Origin of the sequence: Rhodococcus sp. 27YEA15, from assembly GCF_049739425.1 — a bacterium.
Lineage (GTDB): Bacteria > Actinomycetota > Actinomycetes > Mycobacteriales > Mycobacteriaceae > Rhodococcus_F.
Genome location: NZ_JBMHHW010000002.1, coordinates 646,638 through 664,057 on the forward strand (window position 1 = coordinate 646,638; position 17,420 = coordinate 664,057).

Below are 17,420 nucleotides of genomic sequence, written 5' to 3' on the forward strand. Positions count from 1 at the left end.
CGGGTATCCCGATCCGCAGACACACACCAGCAGCGCACCGCGGCCCGACCTCGGCGAAACGCCTCAGCAAGAAGCTGCCCGGCTCCGCGCCGAGGTCGCACACCTATGCGCGGAGAAAACCAAGCTCGAAACCGAGCGAGACATCCTGCGGTCGGCGGCCACATATTTCGCCGGAGACGAACTGGTGAACCGCTTCCACTTCGTCGCCGACTACTTGCGACACCTACCCGGTGAAGCGGTTATGCCAGGTGAGAATGTCAATCTGATTCGAACCCAGGAGGGCGGGGCAAGTTCTAACGCTGGTTGCAACACCTGACTTACCGATGTCGTGAATCAGCTATTTTCAGGAGTTATGTTGGCAACCGCTCGGATCTCGCAGAAGATGGCCGGCGTAGCCGGGAAGACAGCCGAACGTGCCCGTTATATCCAGTTGACCCGGCAGGGGCTGAACAACTCGGAAATTTGCTGGCAGCTCGGGATCGGACGCAAGACCGGTTGCAAATGATCGAGCTCGAGCGGCAATACCGTGACCAAGGGTAAGTTCGGCATGAACACGCCGGGCGCCGTAGGTGCCATGGGAGGCGGTGTGAACCTCGGTGATCAGCTGTGTCAGCGAGGCATGTCGCAGTGAGCGTTCCGAGGGTGGCCGGTTTCGCCACTCATAGAAACCGGACTCGGACACCTCCATAACCCGGCATGCCGTCTGCACGGGTAGTCCTTCCTTGGCCATCACTTCGATCGCTTCGAACCGCCTTTTGCGGCCGCCACCGACTTCAGTAACTCGGTGGACCGTGTGGCGATGGCGAGTTCGGTCTCCAGCTGAGCGATGCGGCGGCGGGCGGCGGCGAGTTCGGCGCTCTCGATCGAGCTCAGGCCCGGCTTTTGTCCGGTATCGATGAGCTCCTGACCCAAGCCAGTTGTAGATGGTCTGTTCGGTGACATCGAGACCTGCGGCGACCTCGGCAACCGTGAGTCCTGACTTCAACAGATCAAGGACTTTCCGGCGGAACTGAAGGTGGATAACGTCGGGGCATCGTGAACCTCTCTCGGGTGCATCAATGCCTGAAGTAAAACAAACGAACTCCGGAAAACTCGGGGTACATCAGTCTCCGGAAACTCCGGGGCGGTTCATTGACTCGTGCAGGATCTTCGTCAGTTCGGCGTTCGTGCTCTCGGGGTAACCTGCCATCTCCCTGTAGCGGTCGAGCGCTCGTTCGATCAGCAATCGCACAATGCTCGCGCTGCTCATGAGGTCGTCGAGATCGAACACCAGCGTGGACTTCGCGAGACCGATCTCGTCAGGCTCACCGTATTCCACGTGCCGTGCGGTCGCCCACCCCATGCCGTGGGCATAGCAGCTGAGCAGTCTCCACTGTGATGGGACTTCCGTTCTAGGTGACCAACCGCCGCTCCATTCGGGCATGCCCTTCGACGCGGCCTCGACCATCGCAAAGTCCGCGGTCGGGCGCCATCGGTCTCGTCGGACATCCTCACCGAACTCCAATGCCATATCCGCGAAGTAGTCGGAACGCCGATGCAGCGCCGACCGTGCCTCATCGATACCGGCGACTTTGTCGACCGGACGGCCATTGACATACTTTCTGGCGTTTTCAGCATCATGGAAACTCAGCACGGCCGCCCTCTTGAGTCTCGTATCCTCATCGTCGGCCATTGCCCACACAGCGGTAGCGGCCGCAGTAATCGCAGTTCTCAGCGGAGTTGCGTGGGCGAAGGGAATTGAGCCCCTAAGTGTTTCGACTGACTTCGTGACGAGCCTGAAATGATCAAGCGCGCTCATGACAGGCAATTCCACGGTCTCCTGGTACGAGCGTATTTCATACGGCGGTTAGCGCGGTCGATCATCGAATCGGGTTGTACGGTCAACGCTTGGAACCAGTCGATGTAGCGGTCGACCAAGGTCGACAGGCGGTGGTTGAGTTCGAGTGCGGTTGTCGGCGGGTTTTCAGGTGAAGTCACGGGACGACCGTAATCGTCCTGACAGACGTCTGTATGGAAGTGCATCGCCTTCATGCCGTTGGGTCTGCTGCACGGATAGGTGACAACTGATCTGTCTGGTCGAGAGACCGGGCTGAAAGGATGTTGCAGTGCCCAAGTCGTTCCCCAAGGAGTTCCGCGAAGACGTAGTCCGAGTCGCGCGGGCCAGAGATCCGAAGACCACGCTGGAACAGATCGCGAAGGACTTCGGGATCCACGCCACCACCCTTACCGGATGGATGCGCAAGGCCGATGTCGAAGACGGTGTGAAGCCCGGGACGACCGAAGACCAGAACACCGAGCTTCGCGAGCTGAAGCGCCGCAACCGGCTGCTCGAGCAGGAAGTCGAGGTCCTGCGCCGGGCAGCCGCGTATCTGTCACAGGCAAACCTGCCGGGAAAATGATGTTCCCCCGCAAGCGGGAGGGACCCCCACCACTCGTCCGTGAGCTGGCCGAGGACGGGATCCCCGTCACGGTGACGCGAAAGGGTCCTCAAGATCGCCCGCCAGCCCTACTACCGCTGGCTTGCGCACCCGGTCACCGACGCCGAACGCGTCGAGGCCTATCGCGCCGACGCGCTGTTCGATGCCCACTGCGACGACCCGGAATTCGGGTACCGATTCCTGGTCGACGAAGCCAGAGAGGCTGGCGAGTCGATGGCCGAACGGACCGCATGGCGGATCTGCTCCAACCTGGGCTGGTGGTCAGTGTTCGGGAAGATTCGAGGCAAGAACGGCAAGTAGCCCGGCCCACCGGTCCACGACGACCTCTGTGCTGTCGTCGATGCCAAGGGGTGGGTCCGGCACGAGTTCGCCGCAGATGCTCCAAACCGGCTGTGGCTCAGTGACATCAAGGAGCATTGGACCGAGGAAGGTAAGCTCTGCGTGTGCGCGATCAAGGACGTCTACTCCAACCGGATCGTGGGCTACTGCATCGACTCACGGATGAAGTCCCGGATCGCCGTCACAGCGCTGGGCGACGCGGTCGCCAGGCGCAATGACGTGGCCGGCTGTGTTCTACACACCGACCGGGGCAGTCAATTTCGGAGCCGGAAACTCGTCCACGCGCTGGGCCGGCACGCCATGGTCGGGTCGATGGGACGGGTCGGTGCGGCCGGCGACAACGCCGCCATGGAGAGCTTCTTCTCCCTGCTGCAGAAGAACGTGCTCGACCGACGTTCCTGGGCAACCCGCGAGGAGTTGCGGATCGCGATCGTGACCTGGATCGAGCGGACCTACCACCACCGCCGTCGTCAAACCGCCTTCGGCCGATTGACTCCCGTCGAATACGACCGGGTAGCGATGGCCCTTGTACGACAGGATTGCGGTTCTCACCTCACCGATTCTCCCAGTTTGCCGCGTTCAACAACGTGACAGTGTCCACTCAGGAGCTCATGTGGGACAGCAACTTCCACCATGAGAAGAATGCGGCCGCATTTCCTTCGGGTGGCACCCCTAACACTTCGCGCGCAGCCCCTACAAGACGACAATAGGGAGGACGTAGAGGGATGTAGTGCAGTCGACAACAGACCTCGCACATGAATGGTTCAGTCGACCGAAGAGACCGGTCGACAACTACATGTGTCACCCATACGCGTGTCCATATTCACACCTAAGGAGGCATCGACAACCAAAGGTGTCACTTGTTGAGTGGATTCGGCCAGCGTTTACGAGCTGCCTGGCGGCTGATCCCGAGCATTCGACCAACATCGCCGTAGGAAGCACCCCCCTCCAGGGCCGATCGTGCGCACTCGTCTACCCGCTCAGCGGCGACCCTGCGCTTGTTCTCGGCGTCCGCCAGCGCATCTAGTGGGTTCGTCAATGCCTGCGAATCGCGCGCGGTGGCGTCGCCGGTGGCCAGCGGACGTAGGCACGGACCGAGCAGTTCGACCAGTCGCTCCGCAGGCACATCCGCAACCCCGGGAATGTGAACCATGTAGCGGGCCACCAGCACCCCGAGAACAAGGGTGCCGATCAGCGCTGATCGCCTCTCGGCATCCTCTCCGACCAGCACGCGCGTCCACGGACTCGTTTCCGGATTCATGATTGCACAACGAACAGCATGTGCGGCCTCCGGATGGGTCAGCATGGACCGTAGTACCGGCATCGTGCGGTCGTCCTTACGATCAACCTCGGACAACGCATGCCTCAGCAGGCGCTCGCCGAGCTCCTCCAGCGGGCCCTCCAAAGCGTCATCCAATGTGACCGGTATACCGCTCACCGCATCGAACAATGCGCTCTTGGATCCGAAATGCTGCATTACCAAGGCGGGATCGACATCTGCCCGCTGCGCAACGGCGCGAATAGTGGTCTCGATGTAACCCCGTTCGGCGAACAGTTCGCGCGCAGCGCCTGCGATCGACTCTCTGCTGTGGCTTCGCCGTTCGGCACGGCTGACAAACATCGGTGAAGCCTCTGATACCTGCACTGCCATTACGCCTCGCTCAACACGTGTAGACGAAATTGAAATTCTTCCCTATGCTGATCTGAGTCTACAACTGTTGAGCAATTACGTGGAGCTTCCGACCCGACTCTTCCCGATCACTTCGAACGGACTGTCGATGACCAACCGAGACACAGAAATCGAGCACACAGAAGCACCGTCCATCGACCGACTCCACGGTCATAAGGAGCCGCCAACTACCGAACCGGCAGACGGCACACGCCAACATCGAGACCGCCGCTTGTCCATCGTCCTCGGCGTCATCGTCACATGCCAACTGATGGTCGCGGTCGACAGCAACGTCGTCAATATCGCACTCCCGGAAATTCAATCCGGACTGGGACTGTCGGCTTTGGCCCTCGCTTGGGTATTCAGTGGTTATTCCTTGGCCTACGGTGGCCTCCTGCTCCTCGGCGGACGCGCAAGCGACATCCTCGGCCGCCGCCGCATGTTCGTCTGGGGACTGTCACTGGTGGTCCTCGCCTCCATTCTCGGTGGCATTGCTCCGAACGACTGGTTACTGATCGGTGCACGCGCACTTCAAGGGGTCGGGTTTGCGTTCGCCGGACCGGCTGCCCTGTCCATGATTGCCGCTACCTTCGACGAAGGCCCGGAACGCACTCGCGCCCTCGGAGTCTTCTCCATGGTCACGGGGTTCGGCATCACGCTAGGGCTGATTCTCGGCGGTGTACTCACCACTCTGAGTTGGCGTTTGGTGTTCTTCATCAACGTGCCCATAGGCGTGCTCACCATCATCCTTGCATTGCGCTACCTCGACGAAACCGAACGCCACTCCGGAAAATTCGATCTCCTCGGTGCAATCTTGTCGACCGTGGGTATGGTCGGCATCGTCTACGGCCTCACGAACGGGTCGAGCGGCTGGACCGAAGTCGGCACCGTAGCTCCGATCATCGTGGGTGCTACGCTGATTGCACTGTTCGTCTATGTGGAACGATCCGCCGATCAGCCAATCATGCCGCTACGACTACTCGGCAATCCCGTTCGTGCCGGTGCTTATGCGACGTTCGTGTTGTTGATGGCCTCGATGGCCGGAACCTATATCCTGCTTTCCCTTTACATTCAGGAAGCCTTGGGTTTTAGTCCCCTCGTTGCCGGCCTTGCATTCCTCCCGATGGCTGCAGTTCAGTTCGGTGTCGCGAAATTCGCACCCAAGGTCATTGCTCGGTTCGGACGCAAACCGGTGCTGATCGTAGGAGTAGCGTTGATGATGGCGGAAGCGATCTGGTTGACCACCACCAACGCATCTACCAACTATTTGACTGGGGTACTCGGCCCGTTCATTCTGCTCGGCGCGGGGCTGAGCCTGGCGTTCGTCACCTTGAACATGACGGTCCTCGGCGGTCTGGAACCTCGTGACATGGGCGCCGCGTCCGGACTTCTTCAAGCGACACAACAGATCGGGCTGTCGCTCGGTGTCGCCATCCTGACCACCCTGAATCAGTCAGCGCGTACCGACCGAGAACGGGTGTCGTCATCTGCCTCGGACGCACTCGCGCACGGACTGGCGCACGCGGTGATTGCTGCCGTGATCTTCACTGCCTTGGCGCTGTTGATCGGCCTTTTCGCGATCAAGATCCCCAAGCAACAAACTGAGGCATGACACCCACCGCAGCGGGAGTGGGCTCACGCCACGCCGCGGACCGTGAACTGACTCCCGCCCGATCCAGCGTTAGCGCCGAGATGCAGCGCTAAATCTCCACGGCCTTTGACCTGCCATTTCCGATAGACCCGGGTCAGATGCTGCTCGACCGTACTCACCGTTATGTATAACTCTGCTGCGATCTCACGATTAGTCCGCCCAGCGACCGCAAACATCACGACTCGTCGTTCGGCCGCACTCAACTGACTGCTGTCGGTGCACGCGGAATCGGCCTGGGGTGAGAACGAGGCCGATTCGATAGGACGACGACCGAGTTCGAGTCGCGCCGAGAGCGGTTCCAACGACAACTCTCCGGCAATACCGCTCGCTAGTTGCGCCGCATGTCGTGCTCGGCGAGGTTCCCCGAGAAGCACGTAAGTATCACTGAGTTCGGCTACAGTGTAAGCCAATTCGGCTCGGTCGGCGCAGCCTTCCAGAACATCGACAGCTCGTGGCAGTGTGTCTCGGCGTCTCTTCGAATTCGTTTCGGTCATCGCCATGGTCCGTAGCGCGATGCCGTGCGCGCGCTACCGGCCAGCAGAGGTTTTCGCCAATTGTTCCATGCCTTACCGGACGGCGTCGCTCCGGCGGCCCAGGCGCAACAGCACATTCGCAACGTCTGCGCGCGAAGGTAAGAACGTGGGTTGATCTATTCCCCAGACATCCATCAGCCGGCCGCAGGTCCACAAATCGTCCAGCGCGGCAGACCATCGCTGTGCGGCCATAAGCCGACACTGTCACGTTGTTGAATGCGGCGAACTGGGAGAATCGGTGGGGCGAGCACCGCAATGCTGTCGTACAAGGGCCATCGCTACCCGGTTGAGATCATCAATCACTGCGTGTGGTTGTACTTCCGGTTTCCGCTCAGCTTCCGTGAGGTCGAGGAACTCATGCTCGAACGCGGTGTCGTGGTGAGGTACGAGACGATCCGGCGGTGGTGCGCCAAGTTCGGACAGACATACGCCAACCAGCTGCGCCGACGGCGGGCACGGCCGGGTGACAATTGGCATCTCGACGAGGTCTTCATCAAAATCAATGGCACACGGCATTACCTGTGGCGGGCGGTCGACCAGCACGGCAACGTGCTCGACGTGCTGGTCCAGTCCCACCGAAACGGCAACGCCGCCAAGCGATTCTTCCGTAAGCTGCTCAAGGGGTTGCAGTATGCGCCGCGAGTGATCGTCACCGACAAGCTGACCAGCTACAGCGTCGCTCACCGCGAGATACTGGCCTCGGTCGAGCATCGCCGATCCAAGTACTTTCAGCAACCGGGCCGAGAATTCCCATCAACCGACCCGGCAGCGGGAGCGGGCGATGAAACGATTCACCTCACCCGGACATGCGCAACGCTTCCTCTCCGCTTTCTCGGGTATTTCACCGCACGTCCGGCCCAACCCACACAAGCTCTCGGCGCCTGAGTGGCGTACCGAGATGGCCGACCGATTCGCGCTCTGGCAGGAAGTCACCGCGACCGACGCCGCTACCTGAAAGTGAACGGCCCGGCGGTGTCCCGTAGCTTCCTGTCCCAAACTATCTGCGCAGCCAGACTTTTCGATTGACGTGACAGTGCTGCCGTCATGCCGGATGGCATTCCGCGGTTGATAGCCGACTCGAAAACGGGGCCAGCGCCGTGGGACTACGGTGCTGGCCCCGCAATGCGGGACGGCGTGTTTTGTGCCTCAGTAGTGGTACCGGGCTTGGACGATGACGACGGTATCATTTTCGATGAAATAGACCAGCCGGTGTTCCCGGTCAATCCTCCTCGAGTAAGCGCCGGCAAGTGAATGCTTGAGCAACTCCGGTTTTCCTTCCCCTGAGGTAGGGTCTCGCAGTATGGCGTCGATCAGCTTGTTGATGCGCTTGAGGATCGAGCGATCGGCTGACTGCCAATGGGTGTAGTCTTCCCACCCGTTGTGATCAAAAGCGACCTTCATTCGAGGAGTTCCCTTTCCTGGTAGTGGCCGCCTCTCACCGCCTCGATGCTGTCGAGCAGTCGGCGCGCGTTGGCGGGACTGGACAATAGGTAGGCGGTTTCGACCATCGCGTCGTAGTCATCTTTGGAGATGAGGATCGCGTTGCCTTTCTTCGAGACAATCTCGACTGGGGTGTGATCGTCATTGACCTGTTCGATCAACGGAAATAGGGCCTTGCGTGCATCGGTGGCTGTAATTGCGGACATAGTCCCCGTCCTTTTGCTCCGTTGGAGCGGTTCTTTACTTTGCGTTGTGTGCCTCGAAAGCTCTATCCCGAAGCGTACCAGACTTGTACAATATGCGGTACTGGTATGTGGCCCCATGTGGCCTCGATGGCAGATGAAGGCGGGGTCGTATCGGATCGCCGGAGTGCAGCCACTCAGATCGCGCCAAGTGCCGTCGAGCGAATCCTCTACACCGTTCGCGGTCCCGAGTACGTGCGAAAGCAGCGCCCTTCTGCCCGACGGCCCTGTGTCGTATTAACCTGGTGATAAGCCGACCTGATCGTTAGAGCTGAGACTGTAGACCCGGATCAACAAACTCACTGAAACTCTGGATCGGCTAGAGAACGCCAGCCTCTTGCATGCCGACGAGTTTGCCGGCCGGAGCGCGCCACACCACGTCGAACTGCTCGATCGCTTCGTCGCTGGGCTGTCCGACAAAGGTGAAATCGACCTGGACGGTGATCCCGTCAGCGATACCCCATCCGGTCACCGTCCGATCGCCTTCGAGTGTGGCGGTGTAAACCCGGGCGTCGTCGAGTCGGTAGAACTGGGAGGTGAGCGGGCAGCGATGCCATACGTAGTTCCTGATCGCTGCCGCCGGCCGCGGCAAGGTGGGTTTGTGCGCGGGAGGACAGCCAGTTGTCGATCACGTCAGGGTCGGTGTTGGGGGAGTTCGACAGGTGAACGTTGATGATCTGAGCACCGCCAGAGTTGACGAATTTGTTGCCCAACCAGCGTGTACCTGACAGAACCATGGATTGTACTGTGGTTTGCAGTTTTCCCCCGGGTACGCACTGTCCGTTGTCGGGGGCGCTCATGTTCTCGGGCACTGGTGAGTGCTGTGGCCGAGCATCGACAGCCTGTTGCGACGATCCGATGAATTCGTGGGCGGGAATGTCGTTGATCGAGACAATCGGCACGGCATAGGCCTGCATGTCGAGGGGGTCATCACGTTGGGCGACGACGGTGATGACCCCGATGATTGCAGCCACAACCGCGACAACGACACCGACGATTGTCAGCGGCCGCCGGTGATCGCGAACCCACCTCCCCGCAGTCGAGTTCCACTCCCCCATGCCGTTCCCTTCTGCCGCTTGCTTGTTTCAGGACGGTGTGTGCTCGTCACCTGACGGCCGACGGCGAAGCTCTCACGCCGGCCGCGACGACGCCGTCGCACCTTCGCAGGGCACTGTCACGTTAATCGAAAAGTTCAGCGGCGCAGCTAATTTGGGACAGGCTTTTGCGGGACACCGCCGGGCCGCTCACTTTCACACGACGGCGTCGAATCGCGGCGACTTTCTGCCAGAGCGCGAATCGGTCGGCCATCTCGGTACGCCATTCGGACGCCGAGAGTCGGTGCCGGACTGGCCGGAAGTGCGGTGAGATGCCGCTGAACGCGGACAGGAATTGTTGCGCGTGGCCAGGCGATGTGAAGCGTTTCATCGCCCGCTCGCGTTGTCGGGTCGATTGATGGGAATTCTCGGCCCGGTTGCTGAAAGTACTTGGATCGGTGATGCTCGACCGAGGCCAGTATCTCGCGGTGAGCGACGTTGTAGCTGGTCAGTTTGTCGGTGACGATCACTCGCGGCGCATACTGCAACCCCTTGAGCGGCTTGCGGAAGGATCGTTTGGCGGCGTTGCTGTTTCGGTGTGACTGGACCAGCACGTCGAGCACGTTGTCGTGCTGGTCGACCGCCTGCCACAGATAATGCTGGCTGCCGTTGATGCGGATGAAGACCTCGTCGAGGTGCCATGTGTCGCCGGGCCGCGCTCGCTGTCGGCGCAGCTGGTGTGCGTATGCCTGCCCGAATTTGTCGCACCACCGCCGGATCGTCTCGTAACTGACCACGACACCGCGTTCGAGCATGAGTTCCTCGACCTCACGGAAGCTGAGCGGAAACCGGAAGTACAACCACACGCAGTGGTTGATGATCTCGACCGGGTAGCGGTGACCTTTGTACAACGGTATAGAGGTGCTCACGCCTCATTCTCCCAGTTCGCCGCGTTCAACAACGTGACAGTGCCCTGGCGACACCTCACTGCGAACACCGCCGAGCAAGAGCATGAAGCCACTGACGACCTTCCCCGGCGCCCCCGAATAGGCTCTCGGATTGTCGGCCTGCTCGTCCGACGGCGCCCGCAATGACGGTGAGCAGGTGCGAAAAGCCCTCCATCGCATGAATTTTTGGGATCCGGCCGGGCTCTGACCTGGACCTAAACAAACCATGGGGTATCTGTGACACAACCGAGACAATCGAACTATGGGCAAATCAGTCGTTTCCCCTTACCGTAAGCATCGTTCGGGGTTCACGGCCCGCTCGTAGGGGATTCCGGGATTCGGCCTTGGGGTGGTGCGGCTTCTGTGATGACGAAAGATGTTGTTTGCCTGATGGTCTCGCGACCAGTTGCCTCTGCCGTGCACTTGACTGCAGTATTCGAGCATTGACGGCCGGAAACGTAGGAAGATGACCGTCATTGCGGGTGATGTGCCCACGATCGCGTTCGGCTTTCAACGCACCAACGAAAATGCCCACAGAGAGCGTCACCACGAACACCTCGGACGGTGCGACGACTGATCTTTACTGGATTCCGGTGTATCTCTCTGTGCTGAAACATATTTCATTGGTCCAGGTCCAAGGAACGGGACCCTGCACAGATGCCCTGACATGCCCTCCCGAACAACGGTGTGCACCACAAGTAGCGATCAGATGCGTATCCGAGGGTGGTAAGGCACTCGGACGCGTACCGGAGACAGACGGAAGGTTTTCCATGGAGAAGTATCCGAATCGAGCGTCGAGAAGGCCACGACGACTTCGCGCGTGGACGAAATCTGGTTTCGTTCTGGGCCTCGCCATCGCAGTGGTCGCCGCGTTGCCCCACGCAGCCTGGGCCGATCAGTACCGATCCAATCATTGGATTACGGCTCTATCGAGCGCGAATTCTTCAACTATCTGAGCGGTCAGGATCAGTACGGGCAGGGAGGGACCTCGTCGATCGGTGAGCCGAACAGTGACGAGCTGATAGCGGGGAGCGACGGACGGGGAAGGTGGCAAGCATTCGGTTTCGATACGAACCGCATCTATTGGAGTCCCGACGTCGACGCGAATCGAGGCCGACAGATCGGTGGCCTGATCATGGCGAAATGGCTCAATTTGCCATCCCTTCGAAATGCTCAAGGTCAGGTAACCGAGGTTCGTGCCGACGAGCGGGGCAGACTCGGGTACCCGACAACACCTGAGTCACAGGCACAAGGCGGGCGTTACAACAACTTCCAAGGCGGTGCAATCACGTACGAATACGGGGCACCCGCCGCCTACGCCGACTGGGGAGATATCCGTAATCAGTGGGCGCAGACGGGATACGAGACCGGACCGCTGAAGTTCCCTACGTCCGACGAGCTTCAATGCTCGGCCAATGGACGAGTCAACGCAACGTATGGCGGATCCGGGCAAACATTCTCTGGATCTAAGGATGGAAAGAAGTTCTTGGTATCGGCGTCCGACCCCACCACGTACACCACCGACGGCGAGTCCAAAGGTGTCGTTCTCACTCTCTCGACCGGTGCGCGCGAGCTTCGATATGGCGGAACAACGAAATACACGACCGAGCTCAATGATGCGGTCACGATGTGGAACAACGAAAGCGGTCGGGTGACAACTCGTCGCGACGACACGTTCCCGAAGATCATCATCGGTGAGGACAGCATCCCCGGTGGGACGTGGGACGGTCGAACCAACACGACGATGGGCACACTGCGATTGAATACTGCGAATCTGGATACTCGCAGTTCAGCGTACCGACAGCACGTGATCGCTCATGAACTGGGACACGCTCAAGGGCTTGCGCACGACTGCACCACGCAATTGATGGACCCGGTGAGTTCCACGGTCAACCATCTCGGCGTCATCGATCAATATGCCTACCGAACCTTGTACCTGAATCCGTGAGGAAAGCTATGAACGTACGAACCACGTCGTCCCGAGCATCCGGCGGAGCGCTCCTGATCACGCTTCTGATCGCCGGATGCGGGTCGACTGCTCCACACGATCCCGCGTCCGATCAGGCATCTTCTGCAAGTTCTGTGATGAAGACTGTCAGTGTCGAGGCCAGTTGGGCATACGACATCGAAGATCAAACCTTGGTCGCCGGCGCATCGGACAGCATTTTCGTCGGCACAGTCCTCGAAAAACTCGACTCGACATCGCGGATGGCAGATCTACCCGAAACCCAGTACACAGTCCACGTCAATTCGGTTCTGAAAGGCGATGTCTCAGGCGACATCACGATCAGCCAGCAAGGCGGAATCGACGCTGAGAAAAATACTCTGCTGCTTCTGGAAAACGATCCGTTGGTCGAGGCCGGATCCGCATATCTGTTCACTGCCGTGCTCGACCCGAAAGTTGGGTGGTACACGATTACTCCGGTGACCGGCCATCAAGACATTCCGGTCGACACTGCCTCTCAATTGGAAGGGGCAGGGAGGGGGCGGGCCGCCCCTCCTGAGCTGCAATCCGTCACCGACATGCGCATCGCTATCGAGAACGAGGTTGTCCCGAGCGAGAACGAAGTTACCCCGAACTGACTCCTCCCTCAGGTCTCGCGACACGTCGACCTACATGGTTCAGTACGCCTGGACCGTGTAGGTCGAGTGATCGACGACGGGCAGATCGTAGATAGCGGCCAACGGTGCGGCACTGGGCATCCCGCACGACCGATCACTAGGGATTGCGGGCCGGATCCCATTGCCCTGCGCGTCAACCAGCCACACGACAGGCTGGCGCCCGAGACTGAAGTTGCAATCACTCCAACTGAACGGGGACTTCGGCCGAGAAGGTTGCGACAACGCCGCCATGATCTCGGAAAGGTCACCGTCACGAACCGTCTCGTCGACCCGTCGTGACAACGGGTCGTTGCCCTCGACCTCGGCGCTCTCGCTGCACGTGACAACCCGTACGGGTGTGAAGTCCTCCGGCACGGCACCTGCCTCAGGAGCTGGTGGGATTCCCGGAATCTCTCGGACAGGATCAGTCGTGATTGCCCCGAGGACATTCGGTGCCTCACATGTGATGTCGCGCGTGGCGATCGCGTCAGGGTGACTCGGCAGAGTGCGAGACTCCACCGTGAAGTAGACAGCGGCCACCCCCGCGCATAGCAGGACGACAACGGTGGCGATCCAACGTCCTATTCTCACAACCCCACAGTAGCGAGACGGACCGGATGGCGACGGGGCCATTGCCCCAGCTCGAACCAGACGGGGACTAGTAGGACTTTGTTAGGTTTGTCACGATTGGGTGTGGGGTCTCGAGATTCGGCACGATTCTCGAGACGATGACGGGGTGGATACCGAAACCCTGTCCGACGTTGATGAACGTCTCGATTCCTTTGTCGGCGAGGTGTTCTCGTCACTATCCCGCAAGGACAGGGTGGCGACCGCAGGCGCGTACGCGCGTGGGTTGATGCTCACCGGTGAACGCAAGTCGATGCAGCCGATGGCGCAGCGGCTCGGTGTCGACCATCAGCGATTGCAACAGTTCGTGACCAGCTCGCCCTGGAAAGTCGAACCGGTACGGATGGCACTCTCCCGCAAGGCGTGCGAGCTGATCACACCAGATGCGTGGGTAGTCGACGACACCGGCTTCGGCAAGGACGGCGACTCCTCGCCGTGTGTAGCCCGGCAGTATTGCGGCACGTTGGGCAAGGTCGGCAACTGCCAGATCGCGGTCAGTGTGCATGCCGCGTCCGATGACGCCTCATGCCCGTTGAACTGGCAGTTGTTCGTGCCGCAGAGCTGGGACGAGAACTGCATCGATGACGCTAATGCCGTGGGCGTCGTCGCGGCGCGTCGGAAGAAATCGGCGATCCCTGACGGTGAGCGGCATCGACCGAAATGGGAAATGGCGGTGGAGATGATCGACGAACTCCTCGCCTGGGGCCGGCCACGACCCGATGTGGTGGTCGCGGACGCCGGCTACGGTGAGGGTGCGCAGTTCCGTGCCGCGCTCACCGACCGCGACATCGCCTACATGGTGGCGGTCAAGGCCGCTACCAGCGTCTATCCGGCTGACGCGGTGCCCGAGACGCCACCGCGCATCGGCCGAGGACGCCCGTTCACCGCCCGTTACAGGGCCCCGAAGTCCAGCTGCGCAGACATGGTGCTCGCTGCCGGACCGGACGCGGCGCAGGAAGTGGCGTGGCGGCGCGGTACCAAGACCGCACCGGGCAATCCTGATGCCGTCATGCGTTCGAGGTTCGTCGCCCTGCGAGCCCTGCCCGCAGGTCATCGGGTGCCCCGCGCCGACGACGGAACAGTCGAACAGGTGTGGTTGCTGGCCGAATGGCCCACCTGCGCAGCGCAGCCCACCGACTACTGGCTATCCACCATGCCTGCCGACACTGCGATCGACGAACTCGTCCGACTCGCGAAACTGCGCTGGCGCATCGAACATGACTACAGAGAACTGAAAGTCGCACTCGGTCTCGATCACTTCGAGGGCCGCTCCTGGCTCGGCTGGCACCACCACGCCACCCTCGTCACCGCCGCCCACCTGTTCCTCACGACCCTGCGGCTGACCGACCCAAAAGCCGATGGACAGGGCTGACCCTCTACGGCATCGTCCGCGATATCCAACGCGCACTTGCCATCTGGATCGGCACCTGCCCGCTGTGTCACCACAGCTTCCCGACCTAACAAAGTCCTACTAGTCGATGCTCACTGGCAGCGCATGCTGTATTTCGCGGCTGCGCTGCTCTTTTCCGAATCTGAGGATGCATCGGACAAGATAGTGAATCGCAGAACTGCACATTGGTCGTTGGAGTTCGACGGAACTCGGTGTGTGGGAGTGTCGTCGCTATCGCTGAATGCTGCGACAGAACAACTAGCAAGCCCTATGAGCGCTATGAGCCCTGTTGCGAGAATCGCGCCTGCCAAAACCTTATGAATCAGGGTTGGCTCAGGGGAGACTGGGGAAACCTGTTTCGCTAGGGGTTTTTGGTTTGCTTGATTTTCCTTCCATCGCTCCTGCATGGCATCTGTGCAGGTTGTGCACCATTTGGATCCCGCAACGATCGACATACCGCATGGTGTGTCGGGGAGCCATCCCGGGCATGTCTTCACAGGAAGTGGAACAGCGTGTTGTAAGGCAACGTTGGGGTGGAACTTTGCTTTCCCGCCCCATTTCTTTTCGCGCAGCAGTGTGATATATCCTTGTGCGGCCTCAAAGGTTTCACCGCGCGTGAGAAGGACAGTGTTCGGATCGAACTTCGGATCTCGGCTTTTGTCCCCTCCTGCCATCGTGAATCGAATGTATCCGGGCGAGCTTCGGGAAGGCTCCACCAACGTCGCGGCAATCATCGCTGCGGAACTTGTCAAGGTGATTGAGTCCAATGGGTGTTACGCGGCGGCCTGATCTGCCACGGGTTCGGTGCCGTCGATGACCGCGGGTTTGTTGATCCACGCTTCGGTGGGCAAATTCAGGATCTTCGGGCCTCGATCCGAGGCCCCGAATCGCTCCGGATGGCTGCGCCGAGCCTCAGCCAGGACGGCGGAGCGTTCAGCGGCTTTCTGCGCGGCGAGTCCGAAGTGGACGTCGGCGGGGGTGTGCAGGCCGATTCCGGTGTGACGGTGTTCGTGGTTGTACCAGGTCACGAACGTTTCCATGAACTGTCGGGCGTGGTGGATCGACCCGAACCGCTCCGGGAACCCCGGCCCGTATTTGAGGGTCTTGAACAGCGATTCGGAATACGGGTTGTCGTTGGAGACCTTCGGCCGCGAGTGCGAGCGGGTCACCTCGAGATCCGCGAGCAGGGTGGCGACCGGCTTGCTGGTCATCGACGTTCCCCGGTCCGCATGCACAACGTTCGGGATGCCGTGCACGGCAAAGATTTCCGTCATGAACTCGACGGCAAGGAGTCCGGATTCGCGGGTCTGGACGTGCACTCCGACGACGTAGCGGGAGTAGATGTCGACCATCACATAGGCGTCGAAGTAGACGCCCTTGGTCGGGCCGGGAAGTTTGGTGATGTCCCAGGTGTAGACCTGCCGTGGCGCTTCGGCCACCAACTCGGGGCAGGCTTTGGCGGGATGTCGGGCCTGCCGGCGGCGGTCGGTGACCTGCATGTTTTCCCGCAGGATTCGGTACATCGTCGACACCGAACACAGATAGGTGCCCTCGTCGAGGAGCTGGGTATAAACCTCGAGTGGGGCCTGGTCGACGAACCGGTCGCAGTCGAGCATCGTGAGCACCGCCTGGCGTTCGGCCGGGGTGAGCTTGTTCGCCGGAACCTGCTTCACCGCTGCTGCCGACCGCACCGGCACCAGCGAACGCGTCCTGTTCCGGGCTGCGGTCGACCGGGTCACCGACGTCAATATTGTTGCTGCCCTGGTGGTCACACCGGCATCGGTGAGGTCGTGGTGGGCGGTCATCAACGCTTCCTGCGCGGCTCGTCGGTGTCCGCGCTCTCGGAGATCTGTTCCAAGAGCGCGTGTGCTTTTCCCATGATCTCGAGAGCGACCTCGGTCGTCGCGAGCCGCTTGTTGGTGCGATCGAGTTCGGCACGCAGGCGGGCGATCTCGACCTGCTCGGCGGTGAGCTTGCCGACCTTCGCGCCGGCTGGTTTGCCGTCGAGGACACCGGCGTCGCGCTGCTTGCGCCACTCGCTGATCAGCGACGAGTACAGGCCCTCACGGCGCAGGTAGGCGCCGCCCTCGTTGCTTTCGCAGGCCTGTTCGTAGGCGGCCAGATGCGCGAGCTTGTCCGCCGGGGTGAACGCGCGGCGTCGGCGTGCGCCGTCGGAACGCGGCTGCGAGGAGTCCATGCGGGCATTGTCCCCGGCCACGGCCAGGCTGGACATTGTCATAGAAGAGTTGATCCGTATCTCGCCCTGCAGGCGGGGTTGCTGTGAACCGTTGGACTCAACTCACCCTGACACGCAGGGCTGAGAAGGGGAGGGTGCGTGGGCTCTCTTGTCTTTTCTCGATGGGCGCAGTCTCGTCAAATGTAATTGTGACCGATTTCTGCTCTATTCGGATGGAACCGTCGGCAGTAGTGAACGTCGACATTTTTTTCCCTTCGCTGGTATCTGATCACAGTTGTCGTCAACGGTTCAGTCAGCGTTACAGGCCAGGTT

The 17,420-nt window shown here is 60.6% G+C and carries 16 protein-coding genes and 4 pseudogenes; 7 read left to right on the forward strand and 13 right to left on the reverse strand.

Translation table 11 applies throughout. The features are described from left to right. Positions 1 to 22 precede the first annotated feature (22 nt). Positions 23 to 211 (forward strand): annotated as a pseudogene (locus tag ABH922_RS28005) (IS3 family transposase); the annotation flags it as partial. A gap of 132 nt (positions 212 to 343) precedes the next feature. Here ABH922_RS28005 and ABH922_RS28010 read toward each other — a convergent pair. The 4 genes from ABH922_RS28010 to ABH922_RS28025 all read right to left on the reverse strand — a co-directional run bounded on the left by ABH922_RS28010 (position 344) and on the right by ABH922_RS28025 (position 1,977). After that, positions 344 to 730 (reverse strand): IS3 family transposase, encoded by a 387-nt coding sequence (locus ABH922_RS28010; protein ID WP_424810268.1) that lies wholly within the window; start codon positions 728 to 730, stop codon positions 344 to 346. Continuing rightward, entirely contained in the window at positions 730 to 912 is a 183-nt protein-coding gene (locus ABH922_RS28015; protein ID WP_424810269.1) for a hypothetical protein, read from the reverse strand. Before ABH922_RS28015 ends, ABH922_RS28010 begins: the two co-directional genes overlap by 1 nt. 190 nt (positions 913 to 1,102) lie before the next feature. After that, positions 1,103 to 1,798 carry a hypothetical protein gene (locus ABH922_RS28020; RefSeq protein WP_424810270.1) on the reverse strand — a complete coding sequence of 232 codons (696 nt, stop codon included), beginning with the start codon at positions 1,796 to 1,798 and terminating at the stop codon, positions 1,103 to 1,105. Further along, complete coding sequence (locus ABH922_RS28025) at positions 1,795 to 1,977, reverse strand: hypothetical protein (RefSeq protein WP_424810271.1); 183 nt, start codon at positions 1,975 to 1,977, stop codon at positions 1,795 to 1,797. The genes ABH922_RS28020 and ABH922_RS28025 overlap by 4 nt, the downstream gene beginning before the upstream one ends. 128 nt (positions 1,978 to 2,105) lie before the next feature. Between ABH922_RS28025 and ABH922_RS28030 the strand changes: the two are divergent. Then, positions 2,106 to 3,368: pseudogene (locus tag ABH922_RS28030) on the forward strand (IS3 family transposase). A gap of 265 nt (positions 3,369 to 3,633) precedes the next feature. Here the strand turns inward: ABH922_RS28030 and ABH922_RS28035 are convergent. Continuing rightward, positions 3,634 to 4,398 (reverse strand): TetR family transcriptional regulator, encoded by a 765-nt coding sequence (locus ABH922_RS28035; RefSeq protein ID WP_424810272.1) that lies wholly within the window; start codon positions 4,396 to 4,398, stop codon positions 3,634 to 3,636. A gap of 157 nt (positions 4,399 to 4,555) precedes the next feature. Between ABH922_RS28035 and ABH922_RS28040 the strand changes: the two genes are divergently transcribed. Beyond that, on the forward strand, positions 4,556 to 6,058 hold the full coding sequence (locus tag ABH922_RS28040; RefSeq protein ID WP_424810273.1) for an MFS transporter: 1,503 nt from the start codon (positions 4,556 to 4,558) through the stop codon (positions 6,056 to 6,058). Positions 6,059 to 6,081: 23 nt separating this feature from the next. On the opposite strand, the gene ABH922_RS28045 is transcribed toward ABH922_RS28040, so the two are convergent. Further along, a complete protein-coding gene (locus ABH922_RS28045; RefSeq protein WP_424810274.1) occupies positions 6,082 to 6,597 on the reverse strand; it encodes a helix-turn-helix transcriptional regulator in 516 nt (171 codons plus the stop codon). Positions 6,598 to 6,885: 288 nt separating this feature from the next. Between ABH922_RS28045 and ABH922_RS28050 the strand changes: the two are divergent. Next, a pseudogene (locus tag ABH922_RS28050) lies at positions 6,886 to 7,585 on the forward strand (IS6 family transposase). 191 nt (positions 7,586 to 7,776) lie between these two features. On the opposite strand, the gene ABH922_RS28055 reads toward ABH922_RS28050, so the two are convergent. The 5 genes and pseudogenes from ABH922_RS28055 to ABH922_RS28075 form a co-directional block, all read right to left on the reverse strand. Next, positions 7,777 to 8,031, reverse strand: a complete 255-nt coding sequence (locus ABH922_RS28055) for a Txe/YoeB family addiction module toxin (RefSeq protein ID WP_424810275.1) — start codon at positions 8,029 to 8,031, stop codon at positions 7,777 to 7,779. Continuing rightward, positions 8,028 to 8,276: a type II toxin-antitoxin system Phd/YefM family antitoxin gene (locus ABH922_RS28060; protein ID WP_424810276.1), complete on the reverse strand. Its 249-nt coding sequence runs from the start codon at positions 8,274 to 8,276 to the stop codon at positions 8,028 to 8,030. Before ABH922_RS28060 ends, ABH922_RS28055 begins: the two co-directional genes overlap by 4 nt. A gap of 355 nt (positions 8,277 to 8,631) precedes the next feature. Beyond that, positions 8,632 to 8,784, reverse strand: a complete 153-nt coding sequence (locus ABH922_RS28065) for a hypothetical protein (protein ID WP_424810277.1) — start codon at positions 8,782 to 8,784, stop codon at positions 8,632 to 8,634. Next, positions 8,762 to 9,370, reverse strand: a complete 609-nt coding sequence (locus tag ABH922_RS28070) for a hypothetical protein (protein WP_424810278.1) — start codon at positions 9,368 to 9,370, stop codon at positions 8,762 to 8,764. Before ABH922_RS28070 ends, ABH922_RS28065 begins: the two co-directional genes overlap by 23 nt. Positions 9,371 to 9,581: 211 nt before the next feature. Continuing rightward, positions 9,582 to 10,275: pseudogene (locus ABH922_RS28075) on the reverse strand (IS6 family transposase); the annotation flags it as partial. 931 nt (positions 10,276 to 11,206) lie between these two features. Here ABH922_RS28075 and ABH922_RS28080 point away from each other — a divergent pair. Further along, positions 11,207 to 12,241 carry a M12 family metallo-peptidase gene (locus ABH922_RS28080; protein ID WP_424810279.1) on the forward strand — a complete coding sequence of 345 codons (1,035 nt, stop codon included), beginning with the start codon at positions 11,207 to 11,209 and terminating at the stop codon, positions 12,239 to 12,241. Positions 12,242 to 12,249: 8 nt separating this feature from the next. Continuing rightward, the gene (locus ABH922_RS28085) at positions 12,250 to 12,876 is read left to right on the forward strand and encodes a hypothetical protein (RefSeq protein WP_424810280.1); all 627 of its coding nucleotides are present in this window, start codon (positions 12,250 to 12,252) and stop codon (positions 12,874 to 12,876) included. Between the two features lie 39 nt (positions 12,877 to 12,915). Here ABH922_RS28085 and ABH922_RS28090 read toward each other — a convergent pair whose 3' ends face one another. Continuing rightward, the gene (locus ABH922_RS28090; RefSeq protein ID WP_424810281.1) at positions 12,916 to 13,485 is read right to left on the reverse strand and encodes a hypothetical protein; all 570 of its coding nucleotides are present in this window, start codon (positions 13,483 to 13,485) and stop codon (positions 12,916 to 12,918) included. A gap of 145 nt (positions 13,486 to 13,630) precedes the next feature. Between ABH922_RS28090 and ABH922_RS28095 the strand changes: the two genes are divergently transcribed. Then, positions 13,631 to 14,893, forward strand: coding sequence for an IS701 family transposase (locus tag ABH922_RS28095; protein WP_424810282.1), 1,263 nt, complete (start codon positions 13,631 to 13,633; stop codon positions 14,891 to 14,893). Between the two features lie 791 nt (positions 14,894 to 15,684). Here ABH922_RS28095 and ABH922_RS28100 read toward each other — a convergent pair. After that, a protein-coding gene (locus ABH922_RS28100) for an IS3 family transposase (protein WP_424810315.1) occupies positions 15,685 to 17,108 on the reverse strand; the annotation gives its coding sequence in 2 pieces (ribosomal slippage) (positions 15,685 to 16,748 and positions 16,748 to 17,108; 1,425 coding nt in all). Between the last annotated feature and the right edge of the window lie 312 nt (positions 17,109 to 17,420).

Bases quoted from the DNA above. Each gene is read 5' to 3' on its own strand.
- ABH922_RS28010 (WP_424810268.1), bottom strand. From the start codon at position 730: ATGGCCAAGGAAGGACTACCCGTGCAGACGGCATGCCGGGTTATGGAG.
- ABH922_RS28020 (WP_424810270.1), bottom strand. From the start codon at position 1,798: ATGAGCGCGCTTGATCATTTCAGGCTCGTCACGAAGTCAGTCGAAACA.
- ABH922_RS28035 (WP_424810272.1), bottom strand. From the start codon at position 4,398: ATGTTTGTCAGCCGTGCCGAACGGCGAAGCCACAGCAGAGAGTCGATC.
- ABH922_RS28040 (WP_424810273.1), top strand. From the start codon at position 4,556: ATGACCAACCGAGACACAGAAATCGAGCACACAGAAGCACCGTCCATC.
- ABH922_RS28045 (WP_424810274.1), bottom strand. From the start codon at position 6,597: ATGGCGATGACCGAAACGAATTCGAAGAGACGCCGAGACACACTGCCA.
- ABH922_RS28055 (WP_424810275.1), bottom strand. From the start codon at position 8,031: ATGAAGGTCGCTTTTGATCACAACGGGTGGGAAGACTACACCCATTGG.
- ABH922_RS28060 (WP_424810276.1), bottom strand. From the start codon at position 8,276: ATGTCCGCAATTACAGCCACCGATGCACGCAAGGCCCTATTTCCGTTG.
- ABH922_RS28070 (WP_424810278.1), bottom strand. From the start codon at position 9,370: ATGGGGGAGTGGAACTCGACTGCGGGGAGGTGGGTTCGCGATCACCGG.
- ABH922_RS28085 (WP_424810280.1), top strand. From the start codon at position 12,250: ATGAACGTACGAACCACGTCGTCCCGAGCATCCGGCGGAGCGCTCCTG.